General features: G+C 69.1%; 26 protein-coding genes. 15 read left to right on the top strand and 11 right to left on the bottom strand.

Annotation, left to right across the window (positions count from 1 at the left end):
* Positions 1 to 29 precede the first annotated feature (29 nt).
* Positions 30 to 1037: an ABC transporter permease gene (locus TCCBUS3UF1_RS06275; protein ID WP_041433800.1), complete on the top strand. Its 1008-nt coding sequence runs from the start codon at positions 30 to 32 to the stop codon at positions 1035 to 1037.
* Complete coding sequence (gene nikC, locus TCCBUS3UF1_RS06270; RefSeq protein ID WP_014515672.1) at positions 1030 to 1854, top strand: nickel transporter permease; 825 nt, start codon at positions 1030 to 1032, stop codon at positions 1852 to 1854. The genes TCCBUS3UF1_RS06275 and nikC overlap by 8 nt, the downstream gene beginning before the upstream one ends.
* Here the strand turns inward: nikC and nagA are convergent.
* Positions 1851 to 2927: an N-acetylglucosamine-6-phosphate deacetylase gene (gene nagA, locus TCCBUS3UF1_RS06265; protein ID WP_014515671.1), complete on the bottom strand. Its 1077-nt coding sequence runs from the start codon at positions 2925 to 2927 to the stop codon at positions 1851 to 1853. The two genes, nikC and nagA, sit on opposite strands and share 4 nt — an antisense overlap.
* Before the next feature lie 54 nt (positions 2928 to 2981).
* Between nagA and lysA the strand changes: the two genes are divergently transcribed.
* Complete coding sequence (gene lysA, locus TCCBUS3UF1_RS06260) at positions 2982 to 4118, top strand: diaminopimelate decarboxylase (RefSeq protein WP_014515670.1); 1137 nt, start codon at positions 2982 to 2984, stop codon at positions 4116 to 4118.
* On the opposite strand, the gene TCCBUS3UF1_RS06255 is transcribed toward lysA, so the two are convergent.
* Both TCCBUS3UF1_RS06255 and TCCBUS3UF1_RS06250 read right to left on the bottom strand, forming a co-directional pair.
* Positions 4115 to 4585, bottom strand: a complete 471-nt coding sequence (locus tag TCCBUS3UF1_RS06255) for a hypothetical protein (RefSeq protein ID WP_014515669.1) — start codon at positions 4583 to 4585, stop codon at positions 4115 to 4117. The two genes, lysA and TCCBUS3UF1_RS06255, sit on opposite strands and share 4 nt — an antisense overlap.
* A gap of 39 nt (positions 4586 to 4624) precedes the next feature.
* On the bottom strand, positions 4625 to 5320 hold the full coding sequence (locus TCCBUS3UF1_RS06250) for a gamma-glutamyl-gamma-aminobutyrate hydrolase family protein (protein ID WP_014515668.1): 696 nt from the start codon (positions 5318 to 5320) through the stop codon (positions 4625 to 4627).
* Between the two features lie 69 nt (positions 5321 to 5389).
* Between TCCBUS3UF1_RS06250 and TCCBUS3UF1_RS06245 the strand changes: the two genes are divergently transcribed.
* From TCCBUS3UF1_RS06245 to TCCBUS3UF1_RS06230, 4 genes are read left to right on the top strand one after another with little or no spacing between them, the layout of a single operon-like run.
* Positions 5390 to 6859: an ABC transporter ATP-binding protein gene (locus TCCBUS3UF1_RS06245; RefSeq protein WP_014515667.1), complete on the top strand. Its 1470-nt coding sequence runs from the start codon at positions 5390 to 5392 to the stop codon at positions 6857 to 6859.
* Positions 6856 to 7905, top strand: a complete 1050-nt coding sequence (locus tag TCCBUS3UF1_RS06240; RefSeq protein ID WP_014515666.1) for an ABC transporter permease — start codon at positions 6856 to 6858, stop codon at positions 7903 to 7905. The genes TCCBUS3UF1_RS06245 and TCCBUS3UF1_RS06240 overlap by 4 nt, the downstream gene beginning before the upstream one ends.
* Positions 7905 to 8738 (top strand): ABC transporter permease, encoded by an 834-nt coding sequence (locus TCCBUS3UF1_RS06235; protein WP_014515665.1) that lies wholly within the window; start codon positions 7905 to 7907, stop codon positions 8736 to 8738. The genes TCCBUS3UF1_RS06240 and TCCBUS3UF1_RS06235 overlap by 1 nt, the downstream gene beginning before the upstream one ends.
* Positions 8739 to 8741: 3 nt before the next feature.
* Positions 8742 to 9881 carry a BMP family ABC transporter substrate-binding protein gene (locus TCCBUS3UF1_RS06230; protein WP_014515664.1) on the top strand — a complete coding sequence of 380 codons (1140 nt, stop codon included), beginning with the start codon at positions 8742 to 8744 and terminating at the stop codon, positions 9879 to 9881.
* 42 nt (positions 9882 to 9923) lie between these two features.
* Here the strand turns inward: TCCBUS3UF1_RS06230 and TCCBUS3UF1_RS06225 are convergent, their stop codons facing one another.
* The 3 genes from TCCBUS3UF1_RS06225 to TCCBUS3UF1_RS06215 form a co-directional block, all read right to left on the bottom strand.
* Positions 9924 to 11222 (bottom strand): acetyl ornithine aminotransferase family protein, encoded by a 1299-nt coding sequence (locus tag TCCBUS3UF1_RS06225; protein WP_014515663.1) that lies wholly within the window; start codon positions 11220 to 11222, stop codon positions 9924 to 9926.
* 72 nt (positions 11223 to 11294) lie between these two features.
* Positions 11295 to 11843, bottom strand: a complete 549-nt coding sequence (locus TCCBUS3UF1_RS06220) for an NUDIX domain-containing protein (protein ID WP_014515662.1) — start codon at positions 11841 to 11843, stop codon at positions 11295 to 11297.
* On the bottom strand, positions 11840 to 12226 hold the full coding sequence (locus tag TCCBUS3UF1_RS06215; RefSeq protein WP_041433797.1) for a GatB/YqeY domain-containing protein: 387 nt from the start codon (positions 12224 to 12226) through the stop codon (positions 11840 to 11842). The genes TCCBUS3UF1_RS06220 and TCCBUS3UF1_RS06215 overlap by 4 nt, the downstream gene beginning before the upstream one ends.
* A 31-nt stretch (positions 12227 to 12257) precedes the next feature.
* Between TCCBUS3UF1_RS06215 and purH the strand changes: the two genes are divergently transcribed.
* Positions 12258 to 13748: a bifunctional phosphoribosylaminoimidazolecarboxamide formyltransferase/IMP cyclohydrolase gene (gene purH, locus TCCBUS3UF1_RS06210; protein WP_014515660.1), complete on the top strand. Its 1491-nt coding sequence runs from the start codon at positions 12258 to 12260 to the stop codon at positions 13746 to 13748.
* On the opposite strand, the gene TCCBUS3UF1_RS06205 is transcribed toward purH, so the two are convergent.
* The 4 genes from TCCBUS3UF1_RS06205 to TCCBUS3UF1_RS06190 form a co-directional block, all read right to left on the bottom strand.
* Positions 13738 to 14766 (bottom strand): fatty acid desaturase, encoded by a 1029-nt coding sequence (locus TCCBUS3UF1_RS06205; RefSeq protein WP_014515659.1) that lies wholly within the window; start codon positions 14764 to 14766, stop codon positions 13738 to 13740. The two genes, purH and TCCBUS3UF1_RS06205, sit on opposite strands and share 11 nt — an antisense overlap.
* Positions 14767 to 14873: 107 nt before the next feature.
* On the bottom strand, positions 14874 to 15332 hold the full coding sequence (gene dtd, locus TCCBUS3UF1_RS06200; RefSeq protein WP_014515658.1) for a D-aminoacyl-tRNA deacylase: 459 nt from the start codon (positions 15330 to 15332) through the stop codon (positions 14874 to 14876).
* A gap of 3 nt (positions 15333 to 15335) precedes the next feature.
* The gene (locus TCCBUS3UF1_RS06195) at positions 15336 to 16178 is read right to left on the bottom strand and encodes a DegV family protein (RefSeq protein WP_041433796.1); all 843 of its coding nucleotides are present in this window, start codon (positions 16176 to 16178) and stop codon (positions 15336 to 15338) included.
* Complete coding sequence (locus TCCBUS3UF1_RS06190; RefSeq protein ID WP_014515656.1) at positions 16162 to 17004, bottom strand: DegV family protein; 843 nt, start codon at positions 17002 to 17004, stop codon at positions 16162 to 16164. Before TCCBUS3UF1_RS06190 ends, TCCBUS3UF1_RS06195 begins: the two co-directional genes overlap by 17 nt.
* A 100-nt stretch (positions 17005 to 17104) precedes the next feature.
* Here TCCBUS3UF1_RS06190 and serA point away from each other — a divergent pair, with 100 nt between their 5' ends.
* From serA to TCCBUS3UF1_RS06155, 7 genes are all read left to right on the top strand, one after another.
* Positions 17105 to 18670, top strand: coding sequence for a phosphoglycerate dehydrogenase (gene serA / locus TCCBUS3UF1_RS06185; RefSeq protein ID WP_014515655.1), 1566 nt, complete (start codon positions 17105 to 17107; stop codon positions 18668 to 18670).
* Between the two features lie 123 nt (positions 18671 to 18793).
* Positions 18794 to 19261: a MarR family transcriptional regulator gene (locus tag TCCBUS3UF1_RS06180; RefSeq protein WP_014515654.1), complete on the top strand. Its 468-nt coding sequence runs from the start codon at positions 18794 to 18796 to the stop codon at positions 19259 to 19261.
* Complete coding sequence (locus tag TCCBUS3UF1_RS06175; RefSeq protein ID WP_041433795.1) at positions 19233 to 20411, top strand: ABC transporter permease; 1179 nt, start codon at positions 19233 to 19235, stop codon at positions 20409 to 20411. Before TCCBUS3UF1_RS06180 ends, TCCBUS3UF1_RS06175 begins: the two co-directional genes overlap by 29 nt.
* Positions 20412 to 20414: 3 nt before the next feature.
* Positions 20415 to 21110 carry an outer membrane lipoprotein-sorting protein gene (locus TCCBUS3UF1_RS06170; protein ID WP_041433794.1) on the top strand — a complete coding sequence of 232 codons (696 nt, stop codon included), beginning with the start codon at positions 20415 to 20417 and terminating at the stop codon, positions 21108 to 21110.
* A 2-nt stretch (positions 21111 to 21112) separates the two neighbouring features.
* A complete protein-coding gene (locus tag TCCBUS3UF1_RS06165; RefSeq protein ID WP_014515651.1) occupies positions 21113 to 22309 on the top strand; it encodes an FtsX-like permease family protein in 1197 nt (398 codons plus the stop codon).
* A 9-nt stretch (positions 22310 to 22318) separates the two neighbouring features.
* Entirely contained in the window at positions 22319 to 23002 is a 684-nt protein-coding gene (locus TCCBUS3UF1_RS06160) for an ABC transporter ATP-binding protein (protein ID WP_014515650.1), read from the top strand.
* A gap of 3 nt (positions 23003 to 23005) precedes the next feature.
* Entirely contained in the window at positions 23006 to 23767 is a 762-nt protein-coding gene (locus TCCBUS3UF1_RS06155; RefSeq protein WP_014515649.1) for a hypothetical protein, read from the top strand.
* Positions 23768 to 23794: 27 nt separating this feature from the next.
* On the opposite strand, the gene TCCBUS3UF1_RS06150 is transcribed toward TCCBUS3UF1_RS06155, so the two are convergent.
* Positions 23795 to 24223, bottom strand: coding sequence for a hypothetical protein (locus TCCBUS3UF1_RS06150; RefSeq protein ID WP_014515648.1), 429 nt, complete (start codon positions 24221 to 24223; stop codon positions 23795 to 23797).
* Positions 24224 to 24226: the final 3 nt, after the last annotated feature.

Below are 24226 nucleotides of genomic sequence, written 5' to 3'. Positions count from 1 at the left end.
CCCGCGACCTGGGGTCGCGGGTTTTTTCCATGGGTGCCTATCTTTTAAGAAGGCTTTTCATGGTTCTTTTCGTGGGGCTGGGTGTTACCTTTGTCACCTTTTTCATCGCCCAGGTGATCCCCATTGATCCTGCGGTGGCCGCTTTGGGGGAAAATGCCCGAGAGGAGCAGATCCAGGAGTTCCGCCAGCGTTACGGCCTGGATAAGCCCCTCCTGGTACAGTACGGCATCTACCTGCAAAGGCTCCTGAGCCTTGACCTGGGCCGCTCCCTGCGCACGGGTAGACCCGTAGCCGAGGATCTAAAGGAGTTTTTCCCCGCCACCTTGGAGCTATCCCTGGCTGCCTTTTTGGTGGCGGTGCTTCTGGGGCTTCCTGCGGGGATCTGGGCGGCCTTGCGCCAAAACCGCCCTCCCGATCTTTTGGTGCGCCTTTTCGCCCTGCTCCTGGGTTCCACCCCGGTCTTCTTCCTGGCCATCTTCCTCCTGGACCTCCTCCACCGGCAAATGGGGCTTCTCCCTGGACCGGGCCGGTTGGATCCCTACCTCATCCCCCCTCCCCGGATCACGGGTATGGTCACCTTGGACGCTTTTCTGGTCCGGGACTGGGTGGCCTTTCGCGACGCCCTCCTCCACCTCCTCCTGCCTGCTTTTGTTCTGGGTTCAGCCTCTGCCGCCCTCCTGGCCCGCATGACCCGGGCGGCCATGTTGGAGGTTTTGAGCCAGGACTACGTGCGCACCGCCTGGGCCAAGGGGCTTTCGGAACGCCGCGTGGTGCTGGGCCATGCCCTGAAGAACGCGGCCTTGCCCATCCTCACCCTTTTAGGCGGGCTCATGGGAGGGTTACTTTCGGGAGCCGTCCTGACGGAAACCATCTTCTCCTGGCCTGGGCTGGGCCGCTATGTCACCCAGTCCGCCACCAGCCTGGATTTCCCCGCGGTCATGGGGGTAACCCTGCTGGTGGGACTGGTCTATTCCCTCCTGAACCTGGTGGTGGACCTCTTGTATGCCCTCTTGGACCCGAGGATCCGGTATGCCTAAGCTCTTACGGCGTTTCCTTCGCAATCCAGGAGCCCTTTTGGGACTTTTCCTCCTCCTTGGCCTGGTCCTCTTGGCCCTTCTTGGGCCCCTTTTTGCCAGGGATCCCTTGGAGCAGAATCTCCTCCAGCGCCTCAGGCCTCCTTCCCCTGAGTATCCCTTGGGCACCGATCAGCTAGGCCGGGATGTCTGGGCGCGCGTGGTCCACGGGGCCCGCATCAGCCTAGGGGTGGGCTTTGGCGTGGTCCTCTTGGCCTCCCTCTTGGGCACAGCGGTGGGCCTCCTGGCGGGGGGGCTTGGGGGGCGCTGGGATAGCCTCCTCATGCGCCTTACCGATATCTTTTTCGCCTTCCCCTCCCTCATCCTGGCCATGGCCATCGCCGCCGCCCTGGGTCCCAACCTGGTGAATACCGTCCTGGCTGTAGCCCTGGTCACCTGGCCCATTTACGCCCGCCTGGTGCGGGCCCAGGTGCTGGCCCTGCGGGAGCGGGAGTTTGTGGAGGCGGCTAGGGCCCTAGGGGCGAGCCAGGGGCGGATCCTCTTCCGCCACCTCCTGCCCAATGCCCTTGCCCCTGTACTGGTCCAGGCCAGCTACGAGGTAGGGGCGGCCATTCTCACCGCGGCGGGGCTTTCCTTCATCGGCTTCGGGGCCCAGCCGCCTACCCCAGAGTGGGGGGCCATGGTGGCGGAGACCCGAAACTACATGGCCGAGGCGCCCTGGGCGGCCACAGCCCCCGCCTTGGGCATCCTCCTTACCGTCTTGGCCTTCAACCTCTTGGGGGATGGCCTCAGGGACGTGTTGGACCCTAGGGGGCGCTAGGCCACCCGCCTCCCCCCTAGGTAGACGGCCTGGACCCTGAGCCCCTCGTCCAGCACCACCAGGTCGGCCCGCTTGCCGGGAGCGATCTCCCCCCGGTCCGCAAGGCCCAGGTACCGGGCAGGGAGGGCCGAAAGCCGCCTGGCCGCCTCCTCCAGGGGTACCCCCCAGGCCACCAGGTTCCTCAGGGCCCGGTCCAGGGTGAGGGTGCTCCCCGCCAGGCCCTCCCCCAGCCACACCCCCTCCCCCCGCTTCTCCACCCGGTGGGCCCCCAGGGGGTAGGGCCCGTCGGGCATCCCCGCCGCGGCCACGGCGTCGCTGACGAAGTAAAGGCCGGGGATGGCCTTGAGGGCCAGGCGCAGGGCCGCAGGGTGCACATGGAGCCCGTCGGGGATCAGCTCGGCCCACCTCCCCCGCTCCAGGGCCAGGCCCACGGTCCCGGGCTCCCGGTGGTGCAGGGGGGTCATGGCGTTGTAGAGGTGGGTGAAGCCCGAGGCCCCGGCCTCCAGGGCGGCCAGGGCCTCAACGTAGCCCGCCCCCGTGTGGCCCAGCTGGACCCGCACCCCCCTTTGGGCCAGGAGGCGCACCAGCCCCAGGGCCCCGGGAAGCTCGGGGGCCAGGGTGAGGACCCGCACCGGGGCCAAGGCCAGGAGGGCCTGGGCCACCCCGGGGTCCGGGGGGAGGGGGAAGGGGGGCTGGGCCCCGAGGCGCTCTGGGGAGAGGAAGGGGCCTTCCAGGTGGACCCCGAGGAGGGCCTCCCCCCAGGGGCCGGCCATGGCCTGGGCGATGCCCTTCAGGGCCCGTTCCAGCTCGGGGAGGGGTGCGGTGAGGGTGGTGGCCAGGAGGCCGGTGGTGCCGTGGCGGAGGTGGAAGCGCAGGGTGCCCTCCACCCCCTCGGGGCCGGCCATGACCTCAAACCCTCCCCCGCCGTGGACGTGGAGGTCCAAAAAGCCCGGGAGGATGTAGGGGCCTTCCACGGGGGCTTCCTCCAGGGCCTCGATACGGTGGGTGAACCACACCCGGCCCTGCACCCAGCCCCCTGGGCCGAGGATGCGTCCTGTCAGGACCTGGTCCATGGCTCCAGGTTTAGCTTAGGCCCTTAATCTAGAAGGGTGGATACACCCTTCTTGATGGCCTTGCGGGAGGCCTTGGCCCGCTACCCCACCCCCTTTTACGCCTACGACTGGAGCCGGATCCAGCGCCAGGCCCAGCGCCTCCAAAGGGCCTTTCCCTTTGCCCGCCTCTTTTACGCCCTCAAGGCCAACCCCCGGCTGGGGCTTTTGCGGCGCCTTGTGGCCTTGGGCTTTGGGGCGGAGGCGGTGTCCTTGGGGGAGGTGCTCCGGGCTTACCGGGCGGGTTTTCCCCCGGAAAGGGTGGTTTGGAACGGCCCCGTGAAGACCTGGGAGGCGCTTCACGCCCTCGAGGGAGCCCCTCCCGTGGTGGTCTTGGACTCCGAGGGAGAGCTGGGACGGGTGGCCAAGGCCCTGCCTGGGGCCCGGGTCCTTCTCCGGGTCAACCCCGACCTTCCCGTGCGCACCCATGGCCACCTGGCCACCGGACGGGGGGAGAGCCAGTTCGGCGTTTTGCCGGAGGACGTGCCCCGGCTGGTGCGGGAGGTTCTTGGGGCAGGTTTGTCCTTCCTGGGCCTCCACCTCCACCTAGGCTCGGCCCTCGAGGCCCCCGAGGACTTCCTTCAGGGCTACCGGGTTTTGCACGACCTCTTCCCCGCGGTGGGCCCGGTGGCGGTTTTGGACCTGGGGGGCGGGTTTGGCCTGGACCTGGACCTGGAGGCCCTGGCGGAGCCCATGCAAGCCCTGGCAGGGCGGTACGGGGCCCAGGTCTGGTTGGAGCCGGGCCGGTACCTGGTGGCCGAAGCCGGGGTGCTGGTGGCCCGGGTGGTGGGGTGGAAGCGGACCCGCCGGCCCTACCTCCTCCTGGATGCCGGCATGACCAGCCTCCTGCGGCCTGCCCTCTACGGGGCTCGGCACCCGGTCCTCCCCCTCTACGAGGGAGGGGAGGAGGTGGAGGTGGACCTGGCGGGGCCGGCCTGCGAGGCGGGGGACGTCCTGGCCCGGGGGGTGCGGCTGCCCTTGCCCCGGGAAGGGGAGGCCCTGGCCATCCTGCACGCGGGGGCTTATGGGGGGAGCATGGCCTTGAACTACCTGGACACGCCGAGGCCCCTGGAACTCCTCTGGACCGGGGAAGGCTGGGAGGTGTTGCGGGCGCGGGAGCCCTTGGAGCGGCTTTGGGACCTCGAGGAGGGCTAGGAGGGTCTGCAGGCCAGAAGGGCCAGGGCCCCCAGGAACCCCAGGCCCGAGAGGCTTAGGGGGGCCAAGGGGGGAGGCGTGGCCTCGCCCCCTTCCTGGCCGCTTCCTTTACCTCCTTCCTGGGTGGCCCCTTCCCCTTGGGGCAGGGCGGGGTAGGCTTCCCCCTCCTGGTCCACCAGCTGGACCATGGCCGGGCGGGACGCGAGGCTTTCGGCCCAATGCTCCGCCGTGCCCACTAGGCCCGCCAAGCTGACCAGGAGGAGCACGCCCACGGCCAGGGGCTCGCTCAGGGGAAGGAGGAGCCCAAGACCTGCGGCCATGGCCCCTAGACTGGCGGCCACCGGGGCGAGGAGCTGGATGCCCTCCGTGTGCCCCATGAGGAGGAGCTCGGCCAGGGTGGCGAAGCACCCCAGGACCACGAAGAGCACCACCAGGTCGGGGAACCGTTTTTGCAGCATCTCCCGCATCTTGACCTCCCTTGGCCCTTCCAGCCTACCGGGATCGGGTTAGCCGTGGGGGGCCTGGAGGAGGCCGAAAAGGGGCCATTGCTCCGGTAGGAGTTCCGGGTGCCACTGCACCCCCAGGAAGAGGGGGTGGCCTTCCAGGACCACCGCCTCCACCAGCCCGTCGGGGGCCAGGGCCGCGGGGCGCAGGCCCCGGCCCAAGGCCTTGAGGCCCTGGTGATGGTAGGAGTTCACGCGAAACCGCTCGGGAAAAAGGCCCCTTAGGGGACTTTCCCCCACCAAGCGTACCCCGTGGCCCAGGGCTGGAGGGGGGCTTTTCTGGTGGTGCTGCACCCTTCCCAGGCCTTGGGCCTCGAGGTCCTGGTAAAGCGTCCCCCCCAGGGCCACGTTCATCACCTGCACCCCGCGGCAGACCCCCAGGGTGGGAAGGCCCCTTTCCGCGGCGTGGCGGGCCAGGAAGACCTCGTGGGCGTCCCGCTCCGGGCTCACCTCCCCCAGGCGGGGATGGGGCTCTTCCCCGTAGAGGGCGGGGTCTACGTCCCCACCCCCTGGGAGGAGAAGGCCGTCCAGATGGGGGAGGATGCGCTCCAGGGCCTCCTGGGGCTGGGGCGGCAGCAGGACATAGGCCAGGCCTTGGCTGCGCAGGGCCTCCAGGTAGGGCTCCAGAAGGCCCAAGAACCTCCTGGCCATGGGCCCTTCCCCGGCGCGGTACTGGGTGGCGATCCCGATGAGGCGCATGGGGCCATCCTAATCCCTTGGGGGCTTTTCCCCCGTGGTATCCTCTAGGCCGGGCCCTGGGCCCGTCCCATGCTGCGACTGGAAGGGATCACCAAGCGCTTTGGGCCCGTGGTGGCCAACCGCGGGATCACCTTGGAGGTGGGCCGGGGGGAGGTCCTGGCCCTGTTGGGGGAGAACGGGGCGGGGAAGACCACCCTGGTGAGCCTCCTGTACGGCCTTTATGCCCCCGACGAGGGGCGGATCCTCCTGGAGGGCCAGGAGGTGCGCATCCCTTCCCCGCGGGAGGCGCAGCGCCTGGGCATCGCCTTGGTGCCCCAGCACCCCGAGCTCATCCAGGCCCACACCGTGGCGGAGAACCTGGCCCTGGGCCTGGACCTTCCCCCCTTTTTCTCCCGCCCCCGCCTCTTGGAGCGCCTCAAGGGGCTCCTTCAGGACCATCCCCTGAAGGTGGACCTCGAGGCCCCCATAGCCCGGCTTTCCGCCGGGGAGAAGCAACGGGTGGAGCTCCTGCGGGCCCTCCTCTCCCGTCCCAAGGTCCTCATCCTGGACGAGCCCACCAGCGTCCTCACCCCCAAGGAGGCCGAGGACCTCTTCCAGGAGGTGCGCCGCCTGAAGGCCTTGGGCCTCGCGGTCATCTTCATCAGCCACAAGCTGGAGGAGGTCTTGTCCATCGCCGACCGCATCGCCGTCCTCCGGGCGGGGGAGAAGGTGGGGGAGGTGCCCCGGGAGGAGGCGGACAGGGACCTCCTGGTCCGGCTCATGGTGGGCCGGAGCGTGGCCCCTCCCGCCCGGGTACCCCCGCCCCGGGAGGAGGTGGTCCTGGAGGTGCAAAACCTCCTGGTCCCCCGGCACGGCTTCCCCGTGCAGGGGGTGAGCTTCACCCTGCGGGCCGGGGAGGTTTTGGGCATCGCCGGGGTGGCGGGAAGCGGGCAGACGGAGCTCCTGGAGGCCCTGGCGGGGCAGAGGCCCTACCGGGGGGAGGTCCGCTACCTGGGCGAGCCCCTTCCCAGGGATCCCGCCCGGCTTTACCCCTTGGGCGTGGCCCACATCCCCGAGGAGCGGGCCGCGGGCGTGGTGGGGGGGATGAGCGTGGCGGAAAACCTGGCCCTCCGCACCTACCCGGCCTACGCCCGCCGGGGGCTTCTGGACTACCGGGCCATGGAACAGGACGCCGAACGCCTCATCGCCCAGTACGGGATCAAGACCCCTTCCCCTAAGACCCCGGTGCGCTTCCTCTCCGGGGGGAACGTGCAGAAGGTGATCCTGGCTCGGGAGTTGCGCCATAAGCCCAAGCTCCTCTTGGCCATGCACCCCACCTACGGGGTGGACGTGGGGGCGGCGGAGGAGGTGCACGGGCGCATCCTGGACCTAGTGCGCCAAGGCGCAGCGGTTCTCCTGGTGAGCGAGGACCTGGACGAAATCCTTTCCCTTTCCCACCGCGTGGCCGCCCTGTACCATGGCCGCCTGGTGGGGCCCATCCCCCGGGAGGAGGCGGACCGGGAGCGCCTGGGGCGGATGATGACGGAGGGGCGGGCATGAGGTGGGAACTGGACCCCAGCCCCACCCCCCGCAAGGTGGCCTTGGCCTACGCCGCCTTCCTCCTCCTGGCCCTGGCCGCCTTGGGCCTGGTCTTCCTGGCCTACGGCGTGTCCCCCTGGCGGGCCTATGGCCTCCTCCTTTCCCCCTTGACCGACCCCTTGGGCCTGGCCGAGGTGGGGCGGCGGGCCATCCCCCTGCTTCTCATCGGGGCGGGGCTGGCCCTGGCCTTCCGGGTGGGCTTCTTCAACATCGGGGCGGAGGGGCAGCTCCTTCTGGGGGCGGTGGGGGCGGCCTACGTGGCCCTCTTCCTCCCCCCTGGGCCCTGGACCCTTCCCCTCATGTTCCTCCTGGGCGGGGGCCTGGGGGCCCTTTGGGTGGGCCTGGCGGCCTGGCTGCGGGTGCGCTTTGGCGCCAGCGAGATCCTCACCACCCTGATGCAGAACTACCTGGCCTACTACCTGGTGGTCTACCTGGTGGCGGGGCCTTGGAAGGGGCAGTTCGTCTTCGGCTTCCTCTACACCGACCGCTTCCCCCAGGAGGCCCAGCTCCCCAGGCTTGGGGATACCCTGGTCCACTGGCCCACCCTCCTCCTGGGGGTGCTGGCCGCCTTGGCCCTCCAGCTGCTCCTCTTCCGTACCCCTTTGGGCTTCGCCTGGCGGGTCCTGGGGGAAAACCCCCAGGCGGCCCGTTACCTGGGCCTGCGGGGGGGGCCCCTTCTGGCCCTGGCCGCCCTCCTCTCGGGCTTCCTCTCGGGGCTCGCCGGGGTGGGGGAGGTGGCGGGGATCCACCTGAGGCTTTTGGAGCCTGCCCAGATCTCCCTGGGCTACGGCTTCACCGCCATCCTGGTGGCCTGGCTGGCCCGGGGTAGGCCCCTCCTGGTCCTGGTTACTGCTCCCCTCTTGGGCCTCATCCTGGCGGGGGGGGATGCCTTGAAGATGGCCCTTTCCATGCCCTTCCGGGTGGTGGACGTGGTGGCGGGCCTTCTCCTTTTGGCCCTCATCGGGGCCGAGGCTTGGAGCCGGCATAGGCTGATCTGGAGGCGCTGATGGAAGAGGCGTTGTTGCGCGCGGTCCTTTTCGGCACCCCCATCCTCCTGGCCGCTTTGGGGGCCCTTCTGGCCGAGCGGAGCGGGGTGGTGAACCTGGGGGTGGAGGGGATCATGGCCCTAAGCGCCCTGGCCGCCTTCGCCACGGCCCTAAAGGCAGGCCCAGGGCCTGGGGTCTTGGCCGGGGTGGGAACCGGGGTTCTCCTGAGCCTGGTCCTGGGGGTGTTCGCCGTATCCCTCCGGGCCAACCAGTTTGTGGCGGGGCTCGCCCTTTCCGCCTTGGGCCTTGGGGCCTCGGGGCTTTTGGGCAAGCGCTATGAAGGCCTGCCCCTCGAGGCCCCCCTCCCCGAGGGGGGGATGGCCCTGGCGGCCTTTTTCCTGGCCCTCCTCCTCCACTTCCTCCTCTATGGCAGCCGCTTTGGCCTCTACCTGCGGAGCGTGGGGGAAAACCCCAAGGCGGCGGACCTCTTCGGCGTAAGTGTGGAGGGGGTGCGCTACGGGGCCCTGGCCCTGGGGGGTGGGCTGATCGGCCTGGCCGGGGCTTACCTTTCCCTGGCCTACCGCCCCTCCTGGACGGACGGCATGACCGCGGGCCTCGGCTGGGTGGCCGTGGCCCTGGTGATCCTGGCCGCTTGGCAGCCCTTGCGGGCCCCCTTTGGGGCCTACCTCTTCGGCCTGCTCTTCTTCCTCCAGTTCCGCCTCCAGGGCAGTGTACCTATACCGTCCGAGGCCTTTGCCGCCATGCCTTACCTCTTGGTTATCCTGGTCCTGGCCCTCTCGGGCCGCGCCCGGGCCCCTCGGGCCCTGGGCGTGCCCTTTGAGCGGGGGAGGTAGCGCATGAAAAGACTCTTGGGGCTACTGGTACTGGTCCTGGGGTTGGCCCTGGGGCAAGGGGAGAAGCTGAAGGCCTGCTTCATCTACGTGGGGCCCATCGGGGATGCCGGCTGGACCTACGCCCACGACCTGGGGCGGAAGAAGGCGGAGGCCGCCCTTCCCTGGCTGGAAACCCGCTACGTGGAAAGCGTGCCCGAGGCCCAGGCCTTGCCCACCATTGACCGCTTTGTGCGGGAAGGGTGCCAGGTGATCTTCGCCACCAGCTTCGGCTACATGGAGGCGGTCCTCGAGGGGGCCAAGAAGTACCCCAACGTCCTCTTCGCCCACGCCACCGGCATCAAGCGGGCCCCCAACGTGGCCACCTACATGGCCGACTTCTATCAGGTCTACTACCTGAACGGCCTGGCCGCCGGCGCCCTCAGCAAAAGCGGCAAGGTGGGCTACGTGGCCGCCTTCCCCATCCCCGAGGTGAAGCGGCACATCAACGCCTTCGCCCTGGGGGTGCGGGCGGTGAACCCCAAGGCCCAGGTCCTGGTGCGCTGGATCAACGCCTGGTACGACCCGGCCAAGGCCCGGGAGGCCACGGAGGCCCTTCTGGCCCAGGGGGCCGATGTCTTCGCCTTCACCGAGGATACCCCCACGGTCATCCAGGCCGCTGCCAAGAAGGGGGCTTATTCCTTCGGCCACTACACCCCCATGCTCAAGTTCGCCCCCGACCACGTGGTCTCGGGGCAGATCGTCCACTGGGATGTCATCTACATTGACTTCCTCAAAAAGGTGAAGGAAGGGGTCTACACCGCCAAGAACCTGCAGAACGTGGACTACTTCTGGCTCCTGCAGCAGAAGGCGGTGGAGATGGGAGCGGACTACGGCGTGCCCATCAACCCCAAGCATGTTTCCCTCTTGCAGAAGGCCCAGATGACCGTGGACGGGAAGAAGGTTTCCGTCTACGACCGCATCCTGGCCCTCCTCAAGGACATGCAAAGCCCCAAGCCCACCTTTGACCCCTTCACCGGCCCCATTCGCGACCGGAACGGGGTGGTGCGGGTGCCGGCCGGGCGGAAGGCCACCCTGCAGGAGCTCCTCACCCTGGAGTGGGCCGCCCCCGGGGTGGTGGGGGACTGGCCGGGGGAGCCCAAGTAGGCTTAGGGCCAAGGAGGAGGCCGGAAACACCCGGCCTCCTCCTTAGAGGCTTTGGAAGACCGCCTCGAGGATGGCAAGCCCCTGGGCGGCCTCCTCCTGGGAGAGGACCAGGGGCGGGGCGATGCGGACGGCGGAGGGCCCCGCCTGCAGGAGGAGGAGGCCCTTTTGGAAGGCCAGTTCCACCACCTTGTCCCGTAGGTCGGGCCGCTCCTCCTCGGGGCTGCCGAAGTCCAGGCCGATCATGAGCCCCCGGCCCCGCACGTCCCCCAGGAAGGGGAAGCGCCGCTTGAGGCCCCTCAGCTCCTCCAGGAGGTAGGCCCCCACCCGCTGGGCGTTTTCCATGAGCCCCTCCTCCAGGAGGTCCAAGGTGGCGTGGGCCGCCGCCGCCGCCACCGCCTGGCCGCCAAAGGTGGTGCCGTGGGCCCCCGGGCGCCAGCTGGCCAGCTCCTCCCGGAAGAGGACGGCGCTTAGGGGGTAGCCCGAGGCCAGCCCCTTGGCCAGCACGTAGACGTCCGCCTGCACCCCCTCGTGCTCCAGGGCCAGGAAGCGCCCCGTGCGCCCGGCCCCGCTTTGCACCTCGTCCGCCACCAGGAGGATGCCGTGGCGTTCCAGCAGGGCCTTGAGCCGGGGGATGAAGCCCGGAGGGGGCACCAGGTACCCGCCTTCACCTTGGATGGGCTCCAAGAAGAAGGCGGCCACCTCCTCGGGGGGCAAGACGGTGCGGAAAAGGTGCTCCAGGTATTCCAAGACCGCTTCCCCTACCCCCTCCGGCCTAGCCCCCAGGGGCGGGCGGAAGGGGTTGGGGAAGGGGATGTGGACCACCCCGGGCAGCAGGGGGGAGAAGCCCTTGCGGTAGGCGCTTTTGCTGGCCGTGAGGGAAAGCGCCCCCAGGCTCCTCCCGTGGAAGGCCCCGGTGAAGGCCAGGAGGTACGGCCTGCCCGTGTGGTGGCGCACCAGCTTGATGGCGGCCTCGATCCCCTCGGTGCCGGAGTTGCCGAAGAAGACCCGGTACCCCCCGCCCAGCCTGGCCACCAGGCGCTCAGCCAGGGAAAGGGTGGGTTCGTGGGTGAAGTCGGAGAAGCAGACGTGGGCGAAGCGTTCCGCCTGGGCCCGCACCGCCTCCAGCACCCGGGGGTGGGCGTACCCGGTGGTGTTCACCGCGATCCCCGCCATGAAGTCCAGGAAGACGTTGCCGTCCACGTCCTCCAGGTACGCCCCCTGGCCCCGGGCGGGGACGAAGGGGTAAGGCCGTACGTAGGAAGGGGAGAGGACCGCCTGGCCCCTCTCCAAAAGCTCCCGGGCCTTGGGCCCGGGAAGGGGGGTTCGCACCATGGGTTTCATACGCGGCCAGTCTACCAGTCCGGGAAAGCCTTTCCCAGGCCTACTTTATGCGCTTTCCTGCAGGGAGTTGCGTTAGAGGAGGCCCCGCTCCCGCAGGTGGGGCCGGGCGTAGAAGAGGGTTAGGGCGGTGGAGGCGTCCTCCACCTGGCCCCTTTCCAAGAGAGCGTAGAGCTCCACGAGGGGGAGCTCCAGGGTTTCCAAAAGCTCCCCGTCCTCCAGGGCGGGCTTGGCCACCACCTCGGCCCCCAGGGCCAAAAAGGGGTGGAAGACCACGGCGGTGAAGGAGGGCTGGGGGTGGAAGGGGGGTAAGGGGAGGACCTCGGCGGCCCTGGCCCCCACCTCCTCCAGGAGTTCCCGCCGGGCGGCCTCCTCCGGGGTTTCCCCGGGGTCCACCTTGCCCGCGGGGATCTCCAAGAGGAACTTGCCCGTGGGGTGGCGGTACTGGCGGACCAGGAGGGCGGTGGCCCTGGGGGTGATGGGGAGGACGAAGCTGGCCGCCACGGGCCCGGGGCGGTAGATGTAGGTGATCTCCTTGCCCGTGTGGGTGCGCACCCGTTCCCGCACCACCCGCACGGGCTCGGAGAGGACTTCCTCAATGAAGAGGCGTTCCCAAGGGCTCATGGGGCGAGGCGCTCGATCACCCGGCGTACCTTTTCCCCGGGGGCCCTGGGCCCTAGGGCCTTGGTTACCACCCCGATGGCCGCCAGGGGGGTTTTGAACTGGGAAAGGTCAAGGTTCTCCTTGATCCAGGCCTCGATCTCCTCCTCGCTCATCTCCTTGGGCAGGAAACGATCCAAAAACTCCACCTCAAAGGCGTTGCCCTGCTCCAGGGCGATCTCCCGGAGGGCCTTGAGCACCTTCACCGCCTCGAGGTCGGGTAGGGGCTTGCCGTCCCCCTTGCGGTCCAGCTCCGCCTTCACCACCCGGGCGAAGTCCAGGGTCTTCTGGTCCCGGGCTTTCATGGCCTCCTTGATGGTCTCCTTCAGGGCCTCGTAGATGCTCATCCCCCTTAGTCTAGCGGGTAAAATGCCCTTCATGTGGGCCCTTCTTTCCGTTTGGGACAAGCGGGGGCTTCTGCCCTTCGCCCAAGGTCTTCTGGACCTGGGCTTCCGCCTTCTGGCCACCGGGGGCACCCATAGGGCCCTGGCGGAAGCCGGCCTTCCCGTCACCTACATCTCCGACTTCACCGGCTTCCCAGAGATCCTGGAGGGCCGGGTCAAGACCCTCCATCCCAAGGTGCACGCCGGCCTCCTGGCCCGGCCGGACCAGGAGGGGGAGCTGAAGGCCCTAGGCCTGGAGCGGATCGCCGTGCTCGCGGTCAACCTCTACCCCTTCCAAAAGACCGTGGCCCAGGGGGCCTCCTTCGCCGAGGCCCTGGAGCAGATCGATATCGGGGGCCCGGCCATGCTCCGGGCAGCGGCCAAGAACCACCTGGCCGTCCTCCCCGTCTGCGACCCCGAGGACTATCCCCGGGTCCTCGAGGCCCTAAAGGCCGGCCCCACCCCAGAGTTCCGCCGGGAGCTGGCCCGCAAGGCCTTCGCCCACACCGCCGCCTACGACGCCGCCATCGCCGAGTGGCTTTCCCAAGAGGAGTTCCCGCCGGAGAAGTTCTTGGTCCTGAAGCGGGAAGCCCCCTTGCGCTACGGGGAGAACCCCCACCAGAAAGCCGCCCTTTACCGGGTGGCGGGGGAGAAGGGGCCCCTCTTGGAGGCGGAGATCCTCCAGGGCAAGGCCATGAGCTTCAACAACTACCTGGACGCCGAGGCCGCCTGGAACCTGGTTTCGGAGTTCGCCGAGCCCGCCTGCGTGGCCGTAAAGCACCAGAACCCCTGTGGGGTGGCCCTGGGGGAAACCCCCTTGGAGGCCTACCGGAAGGCCCATGAGGCCGATCCCGTTTCCATCTTCGGCGGCATCGTGGCCCTCAACCGTCCTCTGGATGGCCCCACGGCCGAGGCCATGGGGGAGGTCTTCCTGGAGGTGATCCTGGCCCCGGACTTCACCCAGGAGGCCCTGGCCCTTTTGGGGCGGAAGAAGAACCTGCGCCTCATCCGGGTACCTTTCCCCGCCGCGGGCCCCTACCTGGACCTGCGCCGCCTCCGGGGCGGGGTCTTGTTGCAGGAGGCGGACACGGAAGACCCCGTGGACCTCAAGGTGGTGACGCAGAAAGCCCCCACCGAGGCCGAGTGGGCCGACCTCCGCTTCGCCTGGCGGGTGGTCAAGCACGTGCGCTCCAACGCCATCGTGGTGGCCAAGGGGGGCCAGACCCTGGGCATCGGCGTGGGCCAGACCAACCGCTACGCCGCGGCCAAGCACGCCCTAAAGAGCGCCGGGGAGAAGGCCCAGGGGGCGGTCCTGGCCTCGGATGCCTTCTTCCCCTTTGACGACGTGGTCCGCTTGGCGGCCGACTTCGGTGTCGCCGCCCTCATCCAGCCCGGGGGGAGCGTGCGGGACGAGGAGTCCATCCGGGCCGCCGATGCCCTGGGCCTGGCCATGGTCTTTACCGGGGTGCGGCACTTCAAGCACTAGCCCGGGCGGCCCTAAGCCGGCGGTGGGCTTCCTTGAAGCCCACCAGCTTCCGGCTTTCCTCGTCGTGCAGGTGCATGTCGGCGAAGGCTATCTTGAAGGCATCCTTCAGGGTCACCGTGGGGGCCACCTTGACCAGGTCCACCTCCTCCTGCACCTTGGGCAGGAGGTAGTTGGGGATCTTGGGGGCCAGGTGGTGGATGTGGTGGAAGCCGATGTTCCCCGTGAGCCACTGGAGCACCGGGGGGAGCTTCAGGTAGGTGCTCCCCTCCATGGCCGCCTTCAGGTGCTCCCAGCGGGGGTCGTGCTCCCAGTAGGCGTCCTCAAACTGGTGCTGCACGTAGAAGAGGAAGATGCCCAGCATGCCCGCCAGGTACTGGATGGGCAGGTAGACGAGGAGGAGGGTCTTGGGCCCCAGGAAGGCCACGAGGCCCGCCAGGAGCAGGGCGAGAAACAGGTTGGTCAGGGCCACGGAGTTGCGCACGGAAGGCCTATCCGAGCCGTAGCCCAAGGGCAGGCGGTAGGAGAGCATGAAGACGTAAATGGGCCCCAGGAGGAACATGACCCAGGGGTTGCGGTACAGGCGGTACTGCAGCCGCTGCCAGGGGGTGGCGGCCAGGTACTCCGCCAGGGTCATGGTGTAGATGTCCCCCACCCCCCGCTTGTCCAGGTTGCCGCTGGTGGCGTGGTGGCGGGCGTGGGAAAGCTGCCAGTGGTGGTAGGGCACCAGGGTCAGGACCCCGGTGAAAAAGCCTAGGAGGTCGTTGGCCCACTTTTGCGGGAAGAAGGAGCCGTGTCCGGCATCGTGCTGCAGGATGAAAAGCCGCACCAGGAAGAGGGCGGCCAGAAAGTCCAGGAGCAGGGTGAGGAGGAGGGAAACGGAAAGGGCCTTATGGGCCAGGTAAAAGAGGAGGAGGAGGGGCAGGAGGGTATCGGCCACCTGGCGGAGGCTGCGGAGCACGTGGGGCTTGGTGTAGGGCTTGATGAGGGGGATCCAGTCCTTGGGTTCTACTTTCTGCATAGGCGCTCCTCTTTCGGGGCGTGCCTCAGGGTACGCCTGGAGAGGATGAGGCCCGTGAGAGAGGGCCGGCCATGGCCTTTCACGTGGCCCAGGGCCCCAGGCCTTTCTCAGCGGGGCTTGAACCTCTCCTCCGAGTCCAGGAAAAGGGTTACCGGGCCATCGTTCACCAGGTGCACCCGCATGTGGGCCCCGTAAACCCCGGTTTCCACGTGCACCCCCTCGGCCAAAAAGGCCTCCACCGCGGCCTCGTAAAGCCGCCTGCCCAGGTCCGGGGGTGCGGCCTTAACGAAGGAGGGGCGGTTGCCCTTGCGGGTGTCGGCGTAGAGGGTGAACTGGCTCACCAGGAGAACCTCCCCGCCCACCTCCTTCAGGGAGAGGTTCATCTTCCCCTCCTCGTCGGGGAAGATGCGCAAGGCGGTGATCTTCCGCGCCAGGTAGAGGGCGTCCTCGAGGGCATCCCGCTGCCCCACCCCCAGGAGGACGAGGAGGCCCAGGCCGATGCGGCCCACCACCTCCCCCTCCACCTCCACGGAGGCTTGGGCTACCCGCTGCACCACCGCCCGCACGCCCTACCCCCTGGGCCCAGCGAAGAGGGCCACGGTGCCGGGGCCGGTGTGGACGCTTACCGCCGCCCCGGCCTGCAGGGTGCTTAGGATCTCCACCCCCTCCGCCCGCACGGCCTCCCCCAGGGCCTTGGCCCCTTCGGGGTTCCCCGCGTGGGCCAGGTGGACCAGGGCTCCATGGGGGAAGTCCCGGCGGAAAAGCTCGGCCATCCGGCGCAACCCCTCGGCGAAGCCCCGCACCCGGGGGCCGGGCAGGACCCGGCCTCCCTTGACCTCCAAGACGGGGAGGATGCGCAGAAGCCCCCCCACCAGGCTCTGCAGGCCCGAGATGCGCCCGGAGCGGTGAAGGTAGGTGAGGGCGCTGGGCAGGACGTACCCCCGGACCCGCTCCCGGTACGGGGCCACCGCCGCCTCCAGCCTCTCCCAGGCCACCCCGGCCCGGAGGAGGCGGCGGGCTTCTTCCAGAACCAGCCAGAGCCCGCCGTTGAGGGACCAGGAGTCCAGGACCTTGACCCGGCCCCCGTAGGCCCGGGCTACCCCTTCCGCGGTGGCCACGGTGCCGGAAAGCTGCCCGGAAACGTGGACGGAGAGCACCCGGTCGTACCGCGCCAGGAGGGTTTCGTAGGTTTGCCGCAGGTCCTCGGGGGCCACCTGGCTGGTGGAGAGCCTTTCCCCCCGGGCGAGAAGGGCCAGGACCTCCTCGGGGTGGATCTCCACCAGGTCTCGGAAGGTCTTCTCCCCCCAGATCACCTGCTGGGGTACCAGGTGGATGCCCTGGGCCAGGGCCTCGGCGGGGCTTAGGCCCAGGGTGGAGTCGGCCACGAAGGCCACGCTAGAGGCTGTAGGCATAGAACCCGTAGGTGCCGGGGCCGGTGTGGCTGGCGATCACCGCCCCCAGCTCGCTCACCAGGGCCTCCTCCACCGGAAGCCCCGAGGCCAGGACCATTTCCTTGAGCTCCTTCACCGCCCCCTCTTCGGCGCTGTAGAGGAAGAAGGCGCGGATCCGGGCCCGCCCCTCCGCCCAGGCGCGGAAGTCCCGCACGATTTCCTCCCGGGCCTTCCTTTCCCCCCGGGCCCGGCCCGCCGCCTCCACCCGGCCTTCCTTCAGGGTCAGGATGGGCTTGATGCCGAGAAGGGTGCCCAAAAGGGCCTGGGCCCCGCCGATGCGCCCGCCCCGCTTGAGGAACTCCAGGGTGGCCACGCTGAAGCGGACGAAGTGGTCCTGCCGCAGGCGCTTCAGTTCCCCCAGGACCTCCTCCAGGGACTTGCCCTCCGCCAGGAGCTCGTGGGCCCGCAGGACCATCATGCCGATCCCCAAGGAGGCGGCCTGGGTGTCAAAGACGCTGACCCGGCCTGGGAAGTTCTGCGCCGCCAGCTCCGCCGACTGCACCGTGCCGGAGAGCTTGCTGGAGATGTGGACCGAGAGCACGTGGTCCGCTTCCTCCAGGGCGCTTTGGTAGGCCCTTAGGAAGTCCTCGGGGGAAGGCTGGCTGGTGGTGGGGAAGGCCGTTCCCTCCCGTACCTTTTGGAAGATCTCCTCCGGGGTGATCTCCTCCCAGTCCCGGTAGACCCGGCCCCCCAGGTTCACGTACAGGGGTACCACCCTTACCCCTAGGCGTTCCCGCAGGGGTTTGGGTAGGTCGGCGGTGGAGTCGGTTACCAAGGCTACCTTCATACAGGCCTCCTTGTGGTCCCGGACAGGATACCACAGGGGGGCGGTGTAGTGTAGCCGTCCCGTTGCTCCTCGGGGCCGCTTCTGCTAGGGTCAAGGGTATATGTGGCGGGTTCTGGTGTCGGACGACATGCGTTTGGGGGACGTGAAGTACCCGGGGGTGATCCTGGACTACCGCCCCGGGATTGGCCGGGAGGAGTTGCTGGAGGTCATCCCCGCCTACGATGCCCTCATCACCCGGAGCCGAACCCAGGTGGACGCCGAGCTCCTGGCCCGGGGAAGGCGGCTCAAGGTGGTGGGCCGGGGGGGGGTGGGGGTGGACAACGTGGACCTCGAGGCCGCCAGCCGCCTGGGCATCCTGGTGGTCAACGTCCCCGAGGCCAACACCCGTTCGGCAGCCGAGCTGGCCTTTGGCCTCCTCCTGGCCGCCGCCCGGGGCATCGCCCTTTCCGACCGCAAGATCCGCCAGGGAGAATGGGACCGGAAGTTTTTGGGCCTGGAGCTCAAGGGGAAGACCCTGGGCATCGTGGGCCTGGGCCGCATCGGGGGCCAGGTGGCCCGCTTCGCCAAGGGCTTTGAGATGCGGGTCCTGGCCTACGACCCCTACATCCCCCGCACCCGGGCGGAGAGCCTGGGGGTGGAGCTTTTGGAGGACCTGGCCGACCTCCTCCGCCAAAGCCACTTCCTCACCGTGCACACCCCCCTCACCGAGGAGACCCGGGGCATGATCGGCCGGCGGGAGCTTTACCTCCTGCCCCGGGGGGCGGTGGTGGTCAACGCCGCCCGCGGGGGGATCATTGACGAGAAGGCCCTTTTGGAGGTGTTGGAGGAAGGGCACCTCTTCGCCGCTGGCCTGGATGTCTTCGTGCAGGAGCCCCCGCCCAAGGAGCACCCCCTCCTTTCCCATCCCCGGGTGGTCCTCACCGCCCACCTGGGGGCCAACACCCTCGAGGCCCAGGAGCGGGTGGGGGAGGCGGTTTTGGAGCGGGTGGTGCGGACCCTGGAGGGGGACCTCTCCTACGCCCTCAACACCGGGTTTGACCCCGAGGCCCTGGAGGCCCTGAAGGGCTTCCTGCCCCTGGGGGAGGCCTTGGGCAAGCTCCTGGCCCAGATCACCCGGGGCCGGCCCGAGGTCTTGGAGGTGAGCTTCCTGGGGCAGTTTGAAAAGGATCCCGAGCCTGTGGCCAGCGCCGTGGCCAAGGGCTTCCTCTCCCGTGTCCTGGGAAGCGAGGCGGTGAACCTGGTTTCCGCCCGGCCCCTCCTCAAGGATCGGGGCATCCGCCTGGTCACCCGGCGGGCGGAGGAGGCCCAGGGGTATACCCGTCTGGTGGAGGTGCGCCTGGTCACCGACCAGGAGGAGCGCCGCGCCCGGGGGGTGGTGATGGGGGGAAGGCCCCGCCTGGTGGGCGTGGACGACTACGCCCTGGAGGTGGTCCCCGAGGGGTACATGCTGGTCTGCGTCAACTACGACCGCCCGGGGGTAGTGGGGCAGGTGGGTACCCTCCTCGGCGAGGCCGGGGTGAACATCGCCGGGATGCAGCTTGGGCGGGATGTGCCCGGAGGGCGGGCCCTTTTCGTCTTGGCCGTGGACCAGAAGCCCGCTCCGGAGGTTTTGGAGGCCCTGCGGGCCTTGCCCGTGCTGGAGCGGGTGGACCTGGCGGAGCTTTAGCCTCCTTTTGAGGAGAAGAAGTTCACGAACTGGCAAAATCGTGAAAAGTAGCACTTAATGGCCCCCAGCCTTGCTGGTTTAGCAAAGCTCACCCCCGACAGGGCATTGATTTAGACTCAACCCGTGGACTCCCTCCTCAAGGCCTGGGTGGAGGAGACCGTCCTCCCCTTTGAGGGGGTAGGGCTCCCCCGAGTGGCGGGCCGGGTGCTGGCCTGGCTCCTGGTGGCCGAACCGCCTGAGCAGACGGCCAAGGAGATGGCCCAGGCCCTAGGGGCCAGCAAGGGGGCCCTGGGCCCGGCCCTCCGCCTGCTTGCCCGCCTCCGGCTGGTGGAGCGCCTGCGCCGTCCACAGGAGCGGGCCGACCGCTACGCCATCCGCCCAGGGGCCTGGCGGCGCCTCCTTCTGCAAAAGGCCTGCACCCCTTCCCTCTACCGCGCGCAAGCGGAGAAGGGGCTGGCCCTCCTGGAGGGGCAAGGCGGGGAGCGGCTTGGGGAGATGCGGGACCTATACGCCTTTTGGAGGAGGAGCCCCCCAGGCTCCTGGCGCGCTTTCAGGAGGAGGCATGAGCCTTTTGAGGCTGGCTTGGCGTAACGTGCTGCGGCAACGAAGGCGCACAGCCCTGCTTTCCCTGGTGGTGATCTACGTCACCGTGGCCGTTCTCTTTCTCCTCGGCTTCCTGGACGGATATGGGGAAAGCCTGGTGGAGGCCTACGCCCGCTACGTGGAAGCCCCGGTGGCGGTGGCCAAGGGCGAGTGGTGGCAGGACCCCGATCCGGAACACGGCCTTAGGGCCCTTCCCCCCATCCGCGAACCCCATACCCCCCGCCTGGCCCTCTACGCCCTCTTCCGTTCCCCCTACCGTACGGAGGGAGGGGTGGCCCTGGGGGTGGATCCGGAAGGGGAAAAGGTCCTTTCCCGGGTGCCCTTCAAGGTGGCCACCGGGCGCTGGCTCCAGGGGCCAGGGGAGGTGGTGCTCGGCCACCGCCTGGCCGAGCGGCTGGACGTGCGGCTAGGGGAGCGGCTGGTACTGGAAACCGGCCGGGAGGCCCTGGGCCTGCAGGTGGTGGGCCTGGTGCGCGCCGGGGTGGGCAACGTGGACTTCGCCGGGGTCTACCTCCACCTGGAGGATGCCCGGCGCCTGGTGGGGAGGGGGGTCTTGGCCACCCACCTGGCGGTGGCGGCCCCCCGGGGCCGGGAGGAGGCCCTGGCCCGTACCCTGAACCATACCCTGCCCCAGGGCCTGGTGGCCAAGGGGGTGTGGGACCTTATGGGGCCCATCCGGGCCGACTACGAGGGGAGCCGCCTCCTATACATCCCCCTCCTTGGCCTTTTCATGCTCCTGGCGGCCATCGCCGTGACCAGCACCGTCTACGTGAGCGTGCGGGAGCGCCTCCGGGAGTTCGCCGTGGCGGAGAGCCTGGGGCTTGCCCCCTTCCGCCTGGCGGGGCAGGTGGCCCTCGAGGCCGCCCTGGCCAGCGGCCTGGGCCTGGTCCTGGGCCTCCTCCTGGGCTACGCCCTCCTCTACTACACCGCCACCCACGATGTCTTCGGTCCCCTTATGCGCCTGAGCGTGGAGCTCCTGCCCGAATCCGGCCTTTCCGAGCACCTTTACACCGCCCTTAGGCCCCAGTACGCCCTGTACGCTGGGGGCGTAGTGGCCCTTTCCGCCCTCTTGGCCCTTCTCTTCCCGGGCCGTTTGCTCCTCCGGATGGGGGTGCCGCAGTACCTGAAAGGGGAGTGAAGGATGCGACGCTGGGCCTTCTTGTTCCTGTGGCTCGGCCTGATGGCCCTGGGCCAAAGCCCTGAGGAAAAGCTGCGCGCGGCCCTGGACCGCCTGCGGGGACCCGCCCACCAGGCGGTCTACACCCTCCTGGTGGAGCGGCCAGGCTCGATGCGCACCTACCGGCTTCAGGTCTACACCGACGGGGAGCGGGCCCATATCCGGGTTCTGGAACCAAGGAGCGAGGCGGGGCAGGCCTTTCTCTCCTTGGGCCAGGACCTATACCTCTACGATCCCCGGCTGGGCCGCACCCTCCGCCTTCCCCCCACGGGGCGGAGCGAGCGCTTCCTGGGCTCGGACCTCACCTACCAGGACCTGATGGGCCGGGACCTGGAGGCGCTTTTTTCCGTGGCGGAGGAAAAGGGGGTCCTGGTCCTGACCCCCAGGCCTGGGGCCGCCACCCCCTACGGCCGGGTAGAGGTCTACCTCAAGGGGGGGCTCGTGGAGCGGGTGCTCTACTACGACCAGCGGGGCCAGGGGGTGCGGGAACTCCTCCTTGCAGGCTACCAACGTTTCCAGGAGGCCTACCTTCCCCGGGAGATGGAGCTTAGGGACCTTCTGCGTTCCGGGTACCGTACCCGGGTGGAGATCGGTGAGGTGCGGGTGGGCCCGGTGCCGGAGCGCTGCTTCAACCCCCTGTACCTGGAAAGGGGGTGTTAGGGGTGCTGCGGCTGGCCTGGCGCAACCTCCTCCGCACCCCAGGCCGGAGCCTCACCACCGGGGGGGTGGTGGCCTTGGTGGTCTTCCTCTCCCTGGTGTTTCTCTCCGTCTACGCTGGGGCCTTTGACGCCTTTTTCCGCCTGGTGCTGGAGCGGACCGGCCACCTGGTGGTGCGGGCCGAGGGGTACCGGGAAGGGGAGGACCTGGAGCGCCTGGCCTTCTTTCCGCCCCGCCTGCCCCTGCCGGAGGGGGCGGAGGTGGAGGGGGTTTTGGAGGGGGGTGGCCTCCTCATCGCCGGGGAGCGGAGCCGGGCGGTGGCCTTCACCGGCCTCGAGGCCCAGGGGTTCGCCCGTCAGGCAAACCTGCTCGTGGCGGGGCGCCTGCCCCAGGGCCCCGGGGAGGCCCTTCTGGGCGAGGCCCTGGCTCAGGCCCTGAAGGTGCGGCTCGGGGACGAGGTGGCGGCCTACGCCCCCGGGGGGATGGGCCTTGGGGTTTACGCCTTCCGGGTGGTGGGGCTTTTAGACCTGCCGGAAACGCACCTGGAAGCCCGCACCGCCCTGGTGCCCCTGGCGGACGCCCAGGCCCTGCTGGCCCCGGGGCGCGTCACCCGGCTGGAGATCCGCCTTGCGGGGATAGGCCTGTATGACCTCAAGCCCCTAGAGGCGCTGAAGGCCGCCCTGCAACCCCATCTTAAGGGGCTGGTGGCGGAAACCTGGCTGGAGGCCAACCCCCTTTATGCGGCCATCCTTCCCTTCTACGACACGGTGATGGCCCTTTACGTGGGTATCTTTTTCCTCTTGGGAGGGCTGATCCTCCTCAACGCCCTCTACCTTTCCCTGGTGGAGCGGGTGCGGGAGTTTGGCCTATTGGCCGCCCTGGGCCTTACGGGGCGGAGGCTTTTGGCCTTGGTCTTCTGGGAAAGCCTCCTCCTGGTGGGGGTGGCGGCCCTGGTGGGGGTGGGGGTGGGGCTTCTTGTGCACCTGGAGCTGGCCGATGGTTTCCGCCTCCCCCTACCCCGGTGGATCCTGGAGCAGTACCGGGAGTTTGGCCTGCCGGAGGTGCTCTATGGGAGGCTAGGGGTAGGGGAGGTCCTCCTCACCTTGGGGTACTCCGTGGGGGTCGCGGTGTTGGCCGCCCTTTGGCCAGGGTATCTGGCCTCGAGGCTGGAGCCGGTGGAGGCCATGCGCTACACGCCTTAGGGGGAAGGTATGCCCATTTTGGAAGCCAGGAACGTGCGCAAGGTTTACCGGGGGGACGGGGTGGAGACGGAGGCCCTGCGGGGGGTGAGCCTGGCGGTGGAGGCCGGGGAGTTCACCGCCCTGGTGGGCCCCTCGGGGAGCGGCAAGAGCACCCTGCTCCACCTTCTGGCGGGCCTGGACCTGCCCACGGAGGGGGAGGTTTGGGTGGGAGGGGTGCGGCTGGACCGCCTCAGCCGCTCCCAAAGGGCCCGCTTCCGCTTGGAGAAGGTGGGGTTGGTCTTCCAGGCCTACAACCTCCTTCCCGTGCTCACCGCCTTGGAGAACGCCGCCTTTGTCCTGGAGCTCCGGGGTCTTCCCCGGGCCGAGCGGGAACGGCGGGCCTGGGAGGCCCTGGCGGCCTTGGGCCTGGCCGACAAGGCGGGGCGGTTTCCCCGCCAGCTTTCCGGGGGAGAGCAGCAGCGGGTGGCGGTGGCCCGGGCCCTGGCGGCGGAACCCCTGATCGTCCTGGCCGACGAGCCCACCGCCAACCTGGACTCCCGCAACGGCCTGGCCCTGATCGAGCGGATGAAGGCCCTGAACGAGGCCCGGGGCGTGACCTTCCTCTTCTCCACCCACGACCCCAGGCTTCTGGAGCACGTGAAGCGCATCGTCCGCCTGGAGGACGGGCGGGTGGTGGGGGAGGAGCACGCCTAGGCCATGGTTCGCGGCTTGGCCCTCCTGGCCCTTTTCCTTCCCGCCCTGGCCCAGGGGTACGAGGTAGGGCTTTGGGGTCTGGGCGGCCTAGGGGGTGCCTACCTCCGCCTTCAGGGGGAGCTGGCCCTCCCTGGGGGGCGGCTGGGCTTCGCCCTGGCCCCCTACGGGCGCGCGCCGGGGGAGGTGGGGCTGGCCCTGGAGCGCCTGGTCCTGGTGGGGGAGGAGGGGGAGTGGGCCCTGGCCCTGGGCCGGCTTCCCCTCACCCTAGGGGAGGGGCGGCTTTTCCCCTACACCTGGAACCGCCCAAGCCCCGCGGGCGGGGAGGAAGGGGTTTGGGGGGGCTACCTCACGGGGTACGGGGAGGCCCGCCTCCGCCTGGGCTGGGTCATGGAACGGGGACCTTTTCTGGAGGTGGCCCTTCCCGAGCTTCGGGCTTATGCCTTCCCTGGGGGTGGGGGCCTGGGCTGGAGCCTGAGGGCAGGCCCCGGGGTAGCCTACGGGGAGGCCCGCTGGGAGGCGGGGCAAGGGGTGGGGCTTTTGGGGGTGAGCCTGCCCTTGGAGGAGGGGGTTTTGACCCTCGAGGCCACCTACCCTTGGGCCTGGGCTGGGGCATGGTGGGGCAGCCTGGAGGGCTGGAGGCTAGGCCTCCTGGCTGGGTACCGGGGCGGCTGGTTTGCCGCTTTGGAGGGGGAGTGGGAGGGTTGGGGCTTCGGGGTGGCCTGGCCCGGCTTGGGGTGGCGGGTGTCTTTTAGGGGAGATTTTTAGCACGAGCGGGTTTTATCGTGAAGAAACTCACTTAGCCTTGCCAAACCCGTACACCAACTCCTCCCCCTTCCGCACCACTAAGAGCAAGGCCGGACGGCCCAGGCTATCCTTCAGCACGTATTTGGTGCGCACCTCCCCGGCCACCACCTTCTCCTCCTGGCTCTCCAGAAAGTACCCAGCGGCGGCGAAGCCCGTAAGCACCTGCTGCACAAAAGCCGCATGCAGCCGGCTGGCGATGCCCTTGGCGGCAAAGGCCTCCAGGGTGTAGCCCCGGGCCTCGGGAAAGCGCTGCAAGAGGGGCTCTGGGCTCCTGGCCTTGTAGGTGCCCGAGGGGAGGCGCACCGCCGGGTCCAGGCTAGAGGCCAAGGCGGCTACCGCCGTGACCTCCACCAGGGTTTGCCCCAGTCCCAGGCCGCCCAAAAGGAGGGCAACGAGCATGGCCTTCCACTTTTCCATGGA

It is taken from the genome of Thermus sp. CCB_US3_UF1, from assembly GCF_000236585.1.
In the GTDB taxonomy this organism is placed as follows: domain Bacteria; phylum Deinococcota; class Deinococci; order Deinococcales; family Thermaceae; genus Thermus.
The sequence above is the reverse complement of the archived record's forward strand: the minus strand, read 5'-3'. Positions and strand labels throughout refer to the sequence as shown.

Excerpts from the sequence above, each read along its gene's own strand:
- TCCBUS3UF1_RS06205 (WP_014515659.1), bottom strand. The coding sequence starts at position 14,766 with ATGCAGAAAGTAGAACCCAAGGACTGGATCCCCCTCATCAAGCCCTAC.
- purH (WP_014515660.1), top strand. The coding sequence starts at position 12,258 with ATGTGGGCCCTTCTTTCCGTTTGGGACAAGCGGGGGCTTCTGCCCTTC.
- TCCBUS3UF1_RS06245 (WP_014515667.1), top strand. The coding sequence starts at position 5,390 with ATGCTGCGACTGGAAGGGATCACCAAGCGCTTTGGGCCCGTGGTGGCC.
- serA (WP_014515655.1), top strand. The coding sequence starts at position 17,105 with ATGTGGCGGGTTCTGGTGTCGGACGACATGCGTTTGGGGGACGTGAAG.
- TCCBUS3UF1_RS06215 (WP_041433797.1), bottom strand. The coding sequence starts at position 12,226 with ATGAGCATCTACGAGGCCCTGAAGGAGACCATCAAGGAGGCCATGAAA.
- TCCBUS3UF1_RS06235 (WP_014515665.1), top strand. The coding sequence starts at position 7,905 with ATGGAAGAGGCGTTGTTGCGCGCGGTCCTTTTCGGCACCCCCATCCTC.
- TCCBUS3UF1_RS06230 (WP_014515664.1), top strand. The coding sequence starts at position 8,742 with ATGAAAAGACTCTTGGGGCTACTGGTACTGGTCCTGGGGTTGGCCCTG.
- TCCBUS3UF1_RS06250 (WP_014515668.1), bottom strand. The coding sequence starts at position 5,320 with ATGCGCCTCATCGGGATCGCCACCCAGTACCGCGCCGGGGAAGGGCCC.
- TCCBUS3UF1_RS06190 (WP_014515656.1), bottom strand. The coding sequence starts at position 17,004 with ATGAAGGTAGCCTTGGTAACCGACTCCACCGCCGACCTACCCAAACCC.
- TCCBUS3UF1_RS06225 (WP_014515663.1), bottom strand. The coding sequence starts at position 11,222 with ATGAAACCCATGGTGCGAACCCCCCTTCCCGGGCCCAAGGCCCGGGAG.
- nagA (WP_014515671.1), bottom strand. The coding sequence starts at position 2,927 with ATGGACCAGGTCCTGACAGGACGCATCCTCGGCCCAGGGGGCTGGGTG.
- TCCBUS3UF1_RS06275 (WP_041433800.1), top strand. The coding sequence starts at position 30 with ATGGGTGCCTATCTTTTAAGAAGGCTTTTCATGGTTCTTTTCGTGGGG.
- TCCBUS3UF1_RS06255 (WP_014515669.1), bottom strand. The coding sequence starts at position 4,585 with ATGCGGGAGATGCTGCAAAAACGGTTCCCCGACCTGGTGGTGCTCTTC.
- TCCBUS3UF1_RS06150 (WP_014515648.1), bottom strand. The coding sequence starts at position 24,223 with ATGGAAAAGTGGAAGGCCATGCTCGTTGCCCTCCTTTTGGGCGGCCTG.
- TCCBUS3UF1_RS06160 (WP_014515650.1), top strand. The coding sequence starts at position 22,319 with ATGCCCATTTTGGAAGCCAGGAACGTGCGCAAGGTTTACCGGGGGGAC.
- TCCBUS3UF1_RS06195 (WP_041433796.1), bottom strand. The coding sequence starts at position 16,178 with ATGCCTACAGCCTCTAGCGTGGCCTTCGTGGCCGACTCCACCCTGGGC.
- nikC (WP_014515672.1), top strand. The coding sequence starts at position 1,030 with ATGCCTAAGCTCTTACGGCGTTTCCTTCGCAATCCAGGAGCCCTTTTG.
- TCCBUS3UF1_RS06175 (WP_041433795.1), top strand. The coding sequence starts at position 19,233 with ATGAGCCTTTTGAGGCTGGCTTGGCGTAACGTGCTGCGGCAACGAAGG.
- TCCBUS3UF1_RS06155 (WP_014515649.1), top strand. The coding sequence starts at position 23,006 with ATGGTTCGCGGCTTGGCCCTCCTGGCCCTTTTCCTTCCCGCCCTGGCC.
- TCCBUS3UF1_RS06220 (WP_014515662.1), bottom strand. The coding sequence starts at position 11,843 with ATGAGCCCTTGGGAACGCCTCTTCATTGAGGAAGTCCTCTCCGAGCCC.
- TCCBUS3UF1_RS06170 (WP_041433794.1), top strand. The coding sequence starts at position 20,415 with ATGCGACGCTGGGCCTTCTTGTTCCTGTGGCTCGGCCTGATGGCCCTG.
- TCCBUS3UF1_RS06240 (WP_014515666.1), top strand. The coding sequence starts at position 6,856 with ATGAGGTGGGAACTGGACCCCAGCCCCACCCCCCGCAAGGTGGCCTTG.
- lysA (WP_014515670.1), top strand. The coding sequence starts at position 2,982 with ATGGCCTTGCGGGAGGCCTTGGCCCGCTACCCCACCCCCTTTTACGCC.